General features: G+C 67.1%; 13 protein-coding genes and 1 riboswitch. Of the genes, 9 read left to right on the top strand and 4 right to left on the bottom strand.

From position 1 onward, the window contains the following. Nucleotides 1–7: 7 nt before the first annotated feature. Nucleotides 8–823, top strand: a complete 816-nt coding sequence (locus tag AT701_RS29815) for a type III pantothenate kinase (protein WP_003897496.1) — start codon at nucleotides 8–10, stop codon at nucleotides 821–823. Here AT701_RS29815 and AT701_RS29810 read toward each other — a convergent pair whose 3' ends face one another. Beyond that, on the bottom strand, nucleotides 824–2,062 hold the full coding sequence (locus AT701_RS29810; RefSeq protein WP_011731035.1) for an alanine racemase: 1,239 nt from the start codon (nucleotides 2,060–2,062) through the stop codon (nucleotides 824–826). It lies immediately after the preceding gene. Between the two features lie 23 nt (nucleotides 2,063–2,085). On the opposite strand from AT701_RS29810, the gene lysS reads away from it, so the two are divergent. The 6 genes from lysS (at nucleotide 2,086) to AT701_RS29780 (ending at nucleotide 8,685) form a co-directional block, all read left to right on the top strand. Then, on the top strand, nucleotides 2,086–3,609 hold the full coding sequence (lysS, locus tag AT701_RS29805; RefSeq protein WP_011731034.1) for a lysine--tRNA ligase: 1,524 nt from the start codon (nucleotides 2,086–2,088) through the stop codon (nucleotides 3,607–3,609). 115 nt (nucleotides 3,610–3,724) lie between these two features. After that, nucleotides 3,725–4,069: a histone-like nucleoid-structuring protein Lsr2 gene (gene lsr2, locus AT701_RS29800; RefSeq protein WP_011731033.1), complete on the top strand. Its 345-nt coding sequence runs from the start codon at nucleotides 3,725–3,727 to the stop codon at nucleotides 4,067–4,069. Nucleotides 4,070–4,337: 268 nt separating this feature from the next. Next, on the top strand, nucleotides 4,338–6,884 hold the full coding sequence (gene clpC1, locus AT701_RS29795) for an ATP-dependent protease ATP-binding subunit ClpC (protein ID WP_058127129.1): 2,547 nt from the start codon (nucleotides 4,338–4,340) through the stop codon (nucleotides 6,882–6,884). A gap of 84 nt (nucleotides 6,885–6,968) precedes the next feature. Then, nucleotides 6,969–7,092: riboswitch (adenosylcobalamin (AdoCbl) riboswitch) on the top strand. A 4-nt stretch (nucleotides 7,093–7,096) separates the two neighbouring features. After that, nucleotides 7,097–7,309, top strand: a complete 213-nt coding sequence (locus AT701_RS29790; protein ID WP_003897491.1) for a CbtB domain-containing protein — start codon at nucleotides 7,097–7,099, stop codon at nucleotides 7,307–7,309. Nucleotides 7,310–7,333: 24 nt separating this feature from the next. After that, on the top strand, nucleotides 7,334–8,140 hold the full coding sequence (locus AT701_RS29785; protein WP_058127128.1) for a CbtA family protein: 807 nt from the start codon (nucleotides 7,334–7,336) through the stop codon (nucleotides 8,138–8,140). After that, entirely contained in the window at nucleotides 8,137–8,685 is a 549-nt protein-coding gene (locus tag AT701_RS29780; protein ID WP_058127127.1) for a histidine phosphatase family protein, read from the top strand. The genes AT701_RS29785 and AT701_RS29780 overlap by 4 nt, the downstream gene beginning before the upstream one ends. A 4-nt stretch (nucleotides 8,686–8,689) precedes the next feature. On the opposite strand, the gene AT701_RS29775 is transcribed toward AT701_RS29780, so the two are convergent. Beyond that, the gene (locus tag AT701_RS29775; RefSeq protein WP_011731029.1) at nucleotides 8,690–10,009 is read right to left on the bottom strand and encodes a serine hydrolase; all 1,320 of its coding nucleotides are present in this window, start codon (nucleotides 10,007–10,009) and stop codon (nucleotides 8,690–8,692) included. Between the two features lie 43 nt (nucleotides 10,010–10,052). Next, nucleotides 10,053–10,370: a mycobilin-forming heme oxygenase MhuD gene (mhuD, locus tag AT701_RS29770; RefSeq protein ID WP_011731028.1), complete on the bottom strand. Its 318-nt coding sequence runs from the start codon at nucleotides 10,368–10,370 to the stop codon at nucleotides 10,053–10,055. 39 nt (nucleotides 10,371–10,409) lie between these two features. Here mhuD and AT701_RS29765 point away from each other — a divergent pair, with 39 nt between their 5' ends. Beyond that, a complete protein-coding gene (locus tag AT701_RS29765; RefSeq protein WP_058127126.1) occupies nucleotides 10,410–11,183 on the top strand; it encodes an alpha/beta fold hydrolase in 774 nt (257 codons plus the stop codon). Here AT701_RS29765 and AT701_RS29760 read toward each other — a convergent pair. Next, nucleotides 11,154–11,408: a hypothetical protein gene (locus tag AT701_RS29760; RefSeq protein WP_003897485.1), complete on the bottom strand. Its 255-nt coding sequence runs from the start codon at nucleotides 11,406–11,408 to the stop codon at nucleotides 11,154–11,156. The two genes, AT701_RS29765 and AT701_RS29760, sit on opposite strands and share 30 nt — an antisense overlap. Before the next feature lie 72 nt (nucleotides 11,409–11,480). Here AT701_RS29760 and AT701_RS29755 point away from each other — a divergent pair, with 72 nt between their 5' ends. Beyond that, nucleotides 11,481–12,491, top strand: a complete 1,011-nt coding sequence (locus AT701_RS29755) for a helix-turn-helix domain-containing protein (protein ID WP_038558185.1) — start codon at nucleotides 11,481–11,483, stop codon at nucleotides 12,489–12,491.

Here is a 12,491-nt window from a genome sequence, read left to right as displayed (position 1 = left end):
TAGACCCGTGCTGCTCGCGATCGACGTCCGTAACACCCACACCGTCGTCGGCCTCATCTCCGGATCCGGTGACCACGCAAAAGTGGTGCAGCAGTGGCGCATCCGCACCGAACCCGAGGTCACCGCGGACGAGTTGGCGCTCACCATCGACGGCCTCATCGGTGACGACGCCGAGCGCCTCACCGGTGCCTCGGGGCTGTCCACGGTGCCGTCGGTGCTGCACGAGGTGCGGGTCATGCTCGAGCAGTACTGGCCCAACGTGCCACATGTGCTGATCGAACCCGGTGTGCGCACAGGCATCCCGCTGCTGGTCGACAACCCCAAGGAAGTCGGCGCCGATCGGATCGTGAACTGCCTTGCGGCGTACCACAAATACGGCACCGCGGCGATCGTGGTGGACTTCGGTTCGTCGATCTGCGTCGACGTGGTCTCGGCCAAGGGCGAGTTCCTCGGCGGCGCGATCGCACCCGGCGTGCAGGTGTCCTCCGACGCCGCGGCGGCGCGTTCGGCCGCCCTGCGCCGCGTCGAGCTGACCCGGCCCCGCTCGGTGATCGGCAAGAACACCGTCGAGTGCATGCAGGCCGGTGCGGTGTTCGGGTTCGCGGGCCTGGTCGACGGCCTGGTGAACCGCATCCGCGATGACGTCGACGGTTTCTCGGGCGCCGATGTCGCGGTGGTCGCCACGGGGCACACCGCGCCGCTGGTGCTTCCCGATCTGCGCACGGTCGAGCACTACGACCGCCACCTCACGCTCGACGGCCTGCGGCTGGTCTTCGAGCGCAACCGCGCCAATCAGCGCGGCAAGCTCAAGCCTGCCCGCTGATCAGAAGAACGTCCGCACCAGGTCGACGACGATGCCGTCGTCGTCGAGCACCGGAATCAGCTGCCACTTGTCGAACGTCGTGCACGGGTGGGAGATCCCGAATTCCAGCCACGCGCCCACCGCGGGCGTGTCGTGTGGTCCGAGCCGCACGAACGCGTGCTGGTCGTTGAGCTTGTCCACGACACCCCCGGGTAGGCCCAGCGGCGTCGGCATGCCCTGGTCGAACGAGACGTCGCGCCTGCCCATGGCCACCAGCGCCAGCCGGGGCTCGGGCCGCGACACCACCTGCCCCCACACCCGCAGCGCCGCCCGCAACGACAGCGGCGACGTGCGGGCATAGAGCCCGTCGTCGTGGGTGAGATAACACCCGCTGCGCAGGATGGTGCGCACCCGCGACCCGGTGGGCCAGTCTCCGGTCAACACATCGGCGACGTGGTCGAAGTACGTGCTGCCGCCCGCGGTGACGATGACCTCGTCGGTCTCGAACTGCGCGGTCAGGCGCAGCACGGCGGCCCGCAGCCCGTCCAGGTAGGCGCGGACCCCGTCGATCGCCTCCTGCGTCACGTCCTGGCCGGTCGCGGCCTCGTAGCCGGACACCCCGACCAGCCGCAGCCGCGGGCTGTCCACCACGGCTCGGGCCACGGCGTCGACTTCGGCCGTGGTGCGGCAGCCGGTGCGGCCGCCGTCCATCCCGACCTCGACGCACACGTCGAGCCTGCGCCGGGCACCCGAGCGGCGCAGAGCCGCGGTCATGAGCTCGGCACCGGCCACCGAATCGACCCAGCACACCACCCCGAACCCGGGATCGGCATCGAGTTCGTGGGCCAGCCACGCCAGTCCGGCCGGGTCGGTGACCTCGTTGGCGATGACGAAGCGGTCGAACCCGAACGCCCGGAACACCCGCACCTGGCTCACCGTCGCTGCGGTCACCGCGCACGCACCCGCCTCGAATTGCCGGGCCAGCAGTTGCGGCGCCATGTGGGTCTTGCCGTGCGGCGCGAGTTCGACGCCGCGCTCGGCGCACCAGCGCGCCATCGTCGCAAGGTTGTGGGCCACAGCGGATTCGGACAGCACACACACCGGGCCCAGCGGGCCGTCGCCGTCGAACAGCCCCACCCGCGCTCCGACGATGTCGGCGGGGGTGCGGCCGGCCCATGACGCGGGCAGACCCTTGAACCGCCAGTCGACGGGTGCGTCGGCGAGTGCGGCCAGGCGCGGAGCGTTCCGAGGTGCGTTCACGCGTTCATTTAAGCTGGGATTTCGTGACCCCAGCCGATCGTGACGACACGTCCCAGCCCCAGGCCGATATCCCCGAGCAGTTCCGAATCCGTCAGGAGAAGCGGGAGCGGCTGCTGGCGCAGGGGCACGATCCGTACCCGGTGAAGGTCGATCGCACCCACACGCTGGCCGAACTGCGCCGCGCCCACCCCGACCTGGCCGCCGACACCGCGACCGGCCAGATCGTCGGGGTCTCCGGCCGCGTGGTGTTTGCCCGCAACTCGGGCAAGTTGTGCTTCGCGACCCTGCAGGAGGGCGACGGCACCCAACTGCAGGTGATGATCAGCCTCGCTCAGGTGGGCCAGGAGGCACTCGACTCCTGGAAGAGTGACGTGGACCTCGGTGACATCGTGTTCGTCCACGGCGAAGTCATCAGTTCCAAGCGTGGCGAATTGTCGGTGCTGGCCGACAGATGGCAGATGGCGGCAAAGGCGCTGCGGCCACTTCCGGTTGCTCACAAAGAAATGAGCGAAGAAGCGCGCGTGCGTCAGCGCTATGTCGACCTCATCGTCCGGCCCGAGGCCCGCACCATCGCCCGCCAGCGCGTCGCGGTGGTCCGCGCTGTGCGTTCGGCGCTCGAACGGCGCGGATTCCTCGAGGTCGAGACCCCGATGCTGCAGACGCTCGCCGGCGGTGCCGCCGCGCGCCCGTTCATCACGCACTCCAATGCGCTCGACATCGATCTGTACCTGAGGATCGCGCCGGAACTGTTCCTCAAGCGCTGCCTCGTGGGCGGATTTGAGAAGGTTTTCGAGTTGAATCGCAACTTTCGCAATGAGGGTGTGGATTCCACACACTCGCCGGAATTCGCGATGTTGGAGACATATCAGGCTTACGGTGACTACAACGATTCCGCGACCGTCACCCGAGAACTTATTCAAGAGGTCGCCGACGAAGCGATCGGCACGCGTCAGGTGCCATTGCCCGATGGCACGGTCTACGATCTCGACGGTGAATGGGACACGGTGGAAATGTACCCATCGCTGTCGGAGGCACTCGGTGACGAGATCACTCCCGAGACCCCGGTCGAGAAGTTGTGGCAGATTGCGGATCGACTTGAGGTCGAGATTCCGCGTGACCGCGGTTACGGTCACGGGAAATTGATCGAAGAACTATGGGAACACACGGTCGGTGACAAGTTGTGGGCCCCGACGTTCGTGCGCGACTTCCCCGTCGAGACGACTCCACTCACCCGAGCGCATCGCAGCATTCCAGGGGTCACCGAGAAGTGGGACCTGTATGTGAGGAAATTCGAACTCGCCACGGGATACTCCGAACTCATCGACCCGGTAATCCAGCGCGAGCGTTTCGAGGCCCAGGCCCGCGCCGCCGCCGCCGGCGACGACGAGGCAATGGTTCTCGACGAGGATTTCCTGGCCGCATTGGAGTTCGCGATGCCGCCGACCACGGGAACCGGAATGGGCATCGATAGGTTGATGATGGCGTTGACAGGGTTGTCTATTAGGGAGACCGTTTTGTTCCCGATTGTTCGGCGTCACAGCAACTGACTGGCGTGATCTGAGCGTTGTTGATAGAACCCGCGTCAATGTGGCACATTGGTGCCGGGGTGCGAGATACTCGAAGAAGTCACCAATGCTCTAGCAGAAGGGTCGGTGCCCGGGAATGGCAAAGAAAGTGACCGTCACGCTTGTCGATGATTTCGACGGTGAGGCCACGGCCGACGAAACGGTGGAATTCGGCCTCGACGGTGTGACCTATGAGATCGACCTTTCCGCAAAAAACGCCGCGAAGTTGCGCAACGATCTGAAGCAGTGGGTCGAGGCGGGCCGTCGCGTCGGCGGACGTAAACGCGGTCGCGCCGCCACCACCACGACCCGTGGTCGCGGTGCCATCGACCGTGAGCAGAGCGCCGCGATCCGGGAATGGGCCCGCCGCAACGGGCACAATGTGTCGACGCGCGGCCGGATCCCCGCCGACGTGATCGACGCATTCCACGCGGCAACGTAGCGGAAGGTTGCCAGCGCGCCGGACCGGGCTTTCACCGGTCCGGCGTTTTTCGCTTCTGGCGAACTGTTTCGGTGCCCGATCGGGAAACGATCTGCGTAAAGACTGCGTTGCATATCCACAGCACCGGGTAATCCAGAGCGGAACGGCCCGCCAACCTCCGCGCCCGGCGCGGCCGCCCATTAGAGTGGACGGCAGGTACTACGCACTCCGACTGCACAAGGTCTGATGTGTGTCGGTACCGCTACGTGATGGAAGCAGGTAACCACCGATGTTTGAGAGATTTACCGACCGCGCCCGCAGGGTCGTCGTCCTGGCTCAAGAAGAGGCCCGGATGCTCAACCACAACTACATCGGCACCGAGCACATCCTTTTGGGACTTATTCACGAGGGCGAGGGCGTAGCGGCCAAGTCGCTCGAGTCGCTTGGGATCTCACTCGAGGGCGTCCGCAGCCAGGTCGAGGAGATCATCGGCCAGGGCCAGCAGGCGCCGTCGGGCCACATCCCCTTCACACCTCGCGCCAAGAAGGTGCTCGAGCTGAGCCTGCGCGAAGCGCTCCAGCTCGGCCACAACTACATCGGCACCGAGCACATCCTGCTCGGTCTGATCCGTGAGGGTGAAGGCGTCGCCGCCCAGGTGCTGGTCAAGCTCGGCGCCGAGCTGACGCGTGTGCGCCAGCAGGTCATCCAGCTGCTGAGCGGCTACCAGGGCAAGGAAGCCGCGGAAGCCGGGACCGGCGGCCGCGGTGGCGAATCGGGCAACCCGTCGACCTCGCTCGTGCTCGACCAGTTCGGCCGCAACCTCACCGCGGCCGCGATGGAGGGCAAGCTCGATCCGGTCATCGGCCGCGAGAAGGAAATCGAGCGGGTCATGCAGGTGCTGAGCCGCCGCACCAAGAACAACCCGGTGCTGATCGGCGAGCCCGGCGTCGGCAAGACCGCCGTCGTCGAGGGCCTGGCACAGGCCATCGTGCACGGCGAGGTTCCCGAGACGCTCAAGGACAAGCAGCTCTACACCCTCGACCTGGGCTCCCTGGTCGCGGGCAGCCGCTACCGCGGTGACTTCGAGGAACGCCTCAAGAAGGTGCTCAAGGAGATCAACACCCGCGGCGACATCATCCTGTTCATCGACGAGCTGCACACGCTCGTTGGTGCGGGTGCCGCCGAGGGCGCGATCGACGCCGCGAGCATCCTGAAGCCCAAGCTGGCCCGTGGCGAGCTGCAGACGATCGGCGCGACCACGCTCGACGAGTACCGCAAGTACATCGAGAAGGACGCCGCCCTGGAGCGCCGGTTCCAGCCGGTGCAGGTGGGTGAGCCGACCGTCGAGCACACCATCGAGATCCTCAAGGGTCTGCGCGACCGCTACGAGGCGCACCACCGCGTCTCGATCACCGACTCCGCGATGGTCGCGGCGGCCACCCTGGCCGACCGCTACATCAACGACCGGTTCCTGCCGGACAAGGCGATCGACCTGATCGACGAGGCCGGCGCGCGGATGCGCATCCGCCGTATGACCGCTCCGCCAGACCTGCGCGAGTTCGACGAGAAGATCGCCGACGCGCGCCGGGAGAAGGAGTCCGCGATCGATGCGCAGGACTTCGAGAAGGCGGCGGCTCTGCGCGACAAGGAGAAGCAGCTCGTCGCGCAGCGTGCCGAGCGTGAGAAGCAGTGGCGTTCGGGTGACCTGGACGTCGTGGCCGAGGTCGACGACGAGCAGATCGCCGAGGTGCTGGGGAACTGGACCGGTATCCCCGTGTTCAAGCTGACCGAGGAGGAGACGACTCGGCTGCTGCGCATGGAGGAGGAGCTGCACAAGCGGATCATCGGCCAGGAGGACGCCGTCAAGGCGGTCAGCAAGGCCATCCGCCGCACGCGTGCCGGCCTGAAGGATCCCAAGCGCCCGTCCGGCTCGTTCATCTTCGCCGGCCCGTCCGGTGTCGGTAAGACCGAGCTGTCCAAGGCGCTCGCGAACTTCCTGTTCGGCGACGACGACGCGCTCATCCAGATCGACATGGGCGAGTTCCACGACCGCTTCACCGCCTCGCGGCTGTTCGGTGCCCCTCCGGGCTACGTCGGCTACGAGGAGGGCGGTCAGCTCACCGAGAAGGTGCGCCGCAAGCCGTTCAGCGTCGTGCTGTTCGACGAGATCGAGAAGGCCCACCAGGAGATCTACAACAGCCTCCTGCAGGTCCTCGAGGACGGTCGCCTGACCGACGGCCAGGGTCGCACGGTGGACTTCAAGAACACGGTGCTGATCTTCACGTCGAACCTCGGCACGTCCGACATCTCGAAGGCCGTCGGCCTGGGCTTCAGCCAGGGCGGCAGCGAGAACAACTACGAGCGGATGAAGCAGAAGGTTCACGACGAACTGAAGAAGCATTTCCGTCCGGAGTTCCTCAACCGCATCGACGACATCATCGTCTTCCACCAGCTGACGCAGGACGAGATCATCCAGATGGTCGACCTGATGATCGGCCGGGTGTCCAACCAGCTCAAGACCAAGGACATGGCTCTGGAGCTCTCGGACAAGGCGAAGGCGTTGCTGGCCAAGCGCGGCTTCGATCCGGTGCTGGGCGCGCGCCCGCTGCGCCGCACGATCCAGCGCGAGATCGAGGACCAGCTGTCGGAGAAGATCCTGTTCGAGGAGATCGGCCCCGGTCAGCTGGTGACGGTCGACGTCGAAGGCTGGGACGGCGAAGGCCAGGGCGAGGACGCCAAGTTCACCTTCACGGGTGGGCCCAGGAGCGCCGAGACCGCCGAGCCCGATCTGGCCGGTGCCGGAGCCGCCGGCGCCCCGACCGCAGGCACGGAGTGAGCGTGTCGCGGTGACCGCCTTCAGGTGAACACTGAGTTGCAGAAGACCCCCGGTAATCACCGGGGGTCTTTTGTGTGGCTTAGGATGCTGCTGTAATCGACAGACGCCGGAATCTGGTGAGAATCCAGAACGGTCGCGCCACTGTGAAAGTCAGACCCTGCGTTTGTCACTCCTTCGAACTGGGACGCGGTATCCCAGAAAGGATCTTCTACATGACTTCTCCGGCTCACCAGAGCGTCGCCCCGGCACTCGACCTCTCGGCCACCAAGGCCGCGCTGTGGCTGTCCGTCACGGCCTTCCTGGCCCTGGCGGTGCTGTACTTCGTCGGCCTCGATCAGGGCGCGACCTCGGTGTTCGGCAACAACACCTACGTGCACGAGTTCGTGCACGATGCCCGGCACCTGCTCGGCTTCCCGTGCCACTAGCCGTCGGAAGCCGATAACACTCCGATGGAAAAACACATCATCGGGCGCGGCCTCGTCGCCGGCGCCCTCGGTGGCGTGCTCGCTTTCGTCTGGTCCTGGATCTTCATCGAACCGCTGATCAACCGGGCCATCGACTACGAGGACGCGGTCAGCGCGGCCCACCAGGCGGCTGAGCACGGCGGTCATGCGCATGTGCACGACCACGGCGGTGGGGGCGGGTTCGAGATCACCCGCACCGTGCAGTCCACGATCGGCCTGGGCTTCGGTGTGGTCGCGTTCGGTGTCGCGATGGGCGCACTGCTCGCGGTGTTGTTCTGCGTGGCCTACGGGCGCATCGGCAGCCTGTCCGCGCGTGCCACAGGCGCGCTGCTGGCCGGCGGCATGCTGATCGCGCTGTGGATCGTGCCCGCGCTGAAGTACCCGCCGAGTCCTCCCGCGCTCAGCCTGGACGAGACGATCCAGCAGCGCACGTTGCTGTACCTGTTGGTGACGGTCCTCTCGGCGGCGCTGCTGGTCGGGTCGGTGATGCTGGCCCGCAAGTTGACGCCGAAGTTCGGGGCCTGGAACGCCGCGCTGATCGGCGCCGCCGATTACGTGGTGTCGGTTGCGGTGATGTTCCTGCTGCTGCCGACCATCTCCGAGACACCTGGACCGATCACCGACGCCGAGGGCAACGTGCTGCTCGAAGGCTTCTCGGCCGATCTGCTGTACGAGTTCCGGCTGTACTCCCTGGGCACCCAGGTCGTCATGTGGACGACCATCGGCCTGGTGTTCGCGGCGTTGGTCTCGCGTCTGCTCGACCAGAAACAGCAGGATCAGATTCCGGCGTGAGTGAGGTCGTCCGGCTGTCGCTGGTCGCGCATGCGATGACCGATGCGGTGGCAGCCGGGCGATTCCCCGCCGACGAACCTCTCAACGACCTGGGCCACCGGCAGGTCGACGCCGCCGGCATCGGCAACGACTTCGACTTCGCGTTCTGCGGGCCCGAGACGCGCACCAGGCAGACCGCCGAGCGGCTCGGTCTGCAGGCGCAGGCGCTTCCCGAACTGGCCGATCTGGACCACGGCTGCTGGCGGGGCAATTCACTCGGTGACATCGATCCAGGGGAGCTCGCGGTCTGGCTCACCGACCCGGCCCGCGCCCCGCACGGCGGCGAGTCGATCGTCGACCTCGTCGAGCGCGTCCGGCGCTGGCTGCAGACCGCGTCGACGCGTCACGGCAAGGTGATCGCCGTGACGCATCCCGCCGTGGTCCGCGCGGTGATCCTGATGGCACTCGACGCGCCGCCCAGATCCTTCTGGCGCATCGACATCGCGCCGGTCAGCCGGACGGTGCTGCATCACCGCGCCGATGCCTGGACGTTGCGGAGCAGCTGACGGGTCAGTGGAGCCGGCCCACGGGCGCGAGCGCGAAGGCCCGCTTGGCGATCTGCAGCAGCCAGCCCGCCGCGGTCGAACTGCGGAACTGCGGCCAGTTCAACTGGAAGCTCACGACCCACGGTTGCCCGGTGTGGTCCACCGCGTACCAACTGAACGTCAGATCGCCGGGCAGGTTGCCGCCCTTGGCGCCGATGTAGGTCCACTTCGCCGGGTCCAGGTCGATGCCGGGCAGCGCGGACAGGATGTCCTTGACCGGTGCGGCCGGACCCACCGCTGAGGCCTGCAGAGCGGCGTGCACGCGGCAGATGTCCTGCGCGCTGCCGTACCACTCCAGCCCGTCGGTCGAGCCGGGGCTGTGGGTGCGGTTCGGATCAGGTTGGTACGGGCGGGAATCCGTCTGCTGCAACAGCTTGATGCGGTCCTCGCGCGACGCGTTCTTCCACTGCTCGCGCAGGTTCGGTTCGCCCCAGCCGACCGAGAACACCTGATGCATCGTCGGGAACGGCGTCATGCTGGCCGGATCGTGGTGACCAGCGGTCACCAGCGCACGCTCCACCGCACCGGTGCCCACGCGCCCGATGAGCAGGTCGGTTGCCATGTTGTCGCTGGCCGAGATCATCTGCTGTGCCGCGGTGCGCACCGTGATCTGTGCGCCCGGCGGCAGCTTGTCCAGGCCCGCCGAACCGAGTGCCTTGCCGTCCTTGGTGATGGTCAGCTTGTCGTCCCAGCTCAGCGTGCCCTCTTTGATCGCGTCGGAGACCGCAAGCAGCACATAGAGTTTGAAGATCGACGCCAGAGGCAGCGACAGGTCGGTGTTGGTGCCCGCGACCACCTCGCACGCGTCGGTGGCCTCGGCGCCGGGACGCACCTTGGACACCTGGTACGAGTACCGCGCGCCGGTCTTGGCGATCTCCTTGTCGATATCCGACCACCCGTTGATGACCGGCGGTTCGAGGTTCACCTCGAAACGGTCCACCAGGCCCGCGTCGTTGGTGCGCAGTTCGATGTTCTGCGCGACGTTGTACGACGTGAGCACATGCAGCGTCGCCTGACCCGCGCCGATCTCCACAGAGGTGACCTTGAACGGGCGGTCCCACCAGATGGTGTCCATCTTGACGCCCACGTCGTCGATCTTCTCGGGCGACGCGAGCGTGCCCACACTCACCGGACCGATCGGCCAATCCGAGTTGAGCATGTCCATGGTCTGCTTGGCGCGCAGACCAGGCGGGGTGTTGGTGTCGATGTGAGCGCCGTATGACACCTCGGCCGCAGGGGCCGAACGTTCTGAACAGCCGCAGGCCAGGGCCGCGACGACCGCCATGACGGCCGTCAGGCCGGCAGCGGGCCGAAGTGCCCGGCCTGGGCTACGCCTTGTCGCCCGACCCCGCAACGTCCAACACAACCTCGAACTCCAGGAGGCTTGCCCCGGTGGCCACCGGGTTGCGCTGCTCGCCCTTGTGCGCCTCGATCGCCGGGCCGGTGGCCCACGCCTGGAACGCCTCCTCGGACTCCCACTGGGTCACCACGAAGTAGCGGGTCTCGCCCTTGACCGGGCGCAGCAGCTGGAAACCGAGGAAGCCCGGCTGATTGTCGACGGCGTGCGCGCGGTGGGCGAACCGTTTCTCAAGCTCGGGTCCGGCGTTCGGCGGGACCTCGATGGCGTTGATCTTCACGACGGGCATGCCGTTCAGGGTAGCGTGATCCGACGGCAAGATAACGACATGGTCACAGATCTCCTCACCGCCCGCGGCGGCCACGGCGAACCGATCGTGCTGGTGCACGGGTTGATGGGCCGCGGCACCACGTGGTCGCGTCAACTGCCGTGGTTGACCGGGCTGGGCGAGGTATACACCTACGACGCGCCGTGGCACCGCGGCCGCGGCGTCGCCGACCCGCATCCGATCAGCACCGAGCGTTTCGTCGAGGACCTGACCGACGCGGTCGGCGCACTCGGGCGCCCGGCGATCCTGATCGGGCATTCGATGGGTGCGTTGCACTCGTGGTGCCTCGCGGCGGCGCGGCCCGACCTGGTGACCGCCGTCGTGGTGGAGGACATGGCCCCGGACTTCCGTGGCCGCACCACGGGTCCGTGGGAACCGTGGGTACATGCGCTCCCGGTCGAATTCGCTTCTGCGCAAGCGGTTTACGACGAGTTCGGCCCCGTCGCGGGCCAGTACTTCCTCGAAGCCTTCGACCGGACGCCGACCGGGTGGCGGTTGCACGGGCATCCGCAGTGGTGGATCGACATCGCCGCGGAGTGGGGGCGACGGGGCTACTGGCAGCAGTGGCGTGACGTCGCGGCGCCGACGCTGCTGCTGGAGGCGGCCAACTCGGTGGCACCGGCCGGTCAGATGCGGCAGATGGCCGAGACCGGCGCTCGGACCACGTACCTGTACGTCGCCGACGCCGGTCATCTGATCCACGATGACCAGCCCGAGGTGTATCAGGCCGCGGTCACGAAATTCCTAGCGGCGCTCGCCGAGAACGCCGGCTGACGGCCACACCGGGTGCTGCTCGAAACGGCTGCGGATGGCCTCGGCGTCGTGCGCGGCACGGTATGCGTCGGCGTCGGGGGTGTCGAAGCGGCCGGCGAGTGGAACGCCGACCCGGAACTGGGCGAGGTCGAACCGTAAAACGTTGCCGCGGTGGGCCGCCCAGCCCAGTGTCACGGCCACCGCAACGGGTGCGGCCAGGATCAGCAGAGCGATGACGACATTCATGGCAGTAATTGTTGGCCGCACCTGGATACCGCCAACAGTGGCAGGGGCGACATATTCAGATAAAATGCTGCCATGCTCAAAAGTGTGTCCGTGCTCGCGCTGGATCGCCTCGCGATGTTCGAGTTCGGCGTGATCTGCGAGGTGTTCGGTATCGACCGCAGCGGCGACGGTGTGCCGAACTTCGACTTCAAGGTCTGCGGGCCCGAAGCAGGCAAGCCGCTGAGTACGTCGGTCGGGGCCACGCTCACGCCCGACCATGGTCTGGAAGACCTGGTGGGTGTCGATCTGGTCGCGATCCCCGCGATCGGCAGCGACGAATATCTGCCTGCGGCCCTCGAGGCGGTGCGTGCCGCGGCCGATTCCGGGTCGATCATCCTGACGGTGTGCTCGGGGGCATTCGTCGCGGGTGCGGCGGGCCTGCTCGACGGCAGACCGTGCACCACGCACTGGATGCACGCCGACGAGTTGGCGCGGCGGTACCCGACTGCCCGGGTCGACCGCAACGTGCTCTACGTCGACGACGGCAACCTGATCACCAGTGCGGGTACCGCGGCGGGTATCGATGCGTGCCTGCACCTCGTGCGGCGCGAGCTCGGCAGCGAGGTCACCAACAAGATCGCGCGCCGCATGGTCGTGCCGCCGCACCGCGACGGCGGGCAGCGCCAGTTCATCGACCAGCCGGTTCCGGTCCGGTGCTCGGACCGGTTCGCCCCGCACCTCGACTGGATCGTCGCCAACCTCGACAAGCCGCACACCGTCGCGAGCCTGGCCAAGCGGGCCGCGATGTCCACGCGCACCTTCGCGCGCCGTTTCGTCGAGGAGACCGGCACCACGCCCATGCAGTGGATCACCGATCAGCGCGTGCTGTATGCGCGTCGTCTGCTCGAAGAGACCGACCTCGACATCGACTGGATCGCCGGGCAGGCCGGCTTCGGCACCTCGACGCTGCTGCGCCACCACTTCCGCAGGCTCATCGGCGTGACACCGTCGGACTACCGTCGCCGGTTCGCATGCGGCTCAGGCACTTCCAACGCCGTCTGCGCCGGTGATCTGGCCAGGGAGATGGTGGAGGCGACGGCCTAG

This window comes from Mycolicibacterium smegmatis (assembly GCF_001457595.1).
In the GTDB taxonomy this organism is placed as follows: Bacteria; Actinomycetota; Actinomycetes; order Mycobacteriales; family Mycobacteriaceae; genus Mycobacterium; species Mycobacterium smegmatis.
The sequence above is the reverse complement of the archived record's forward strand: the minus strand, read 5'-3'. Positions and strand labels throughout refer to the sequence as shown.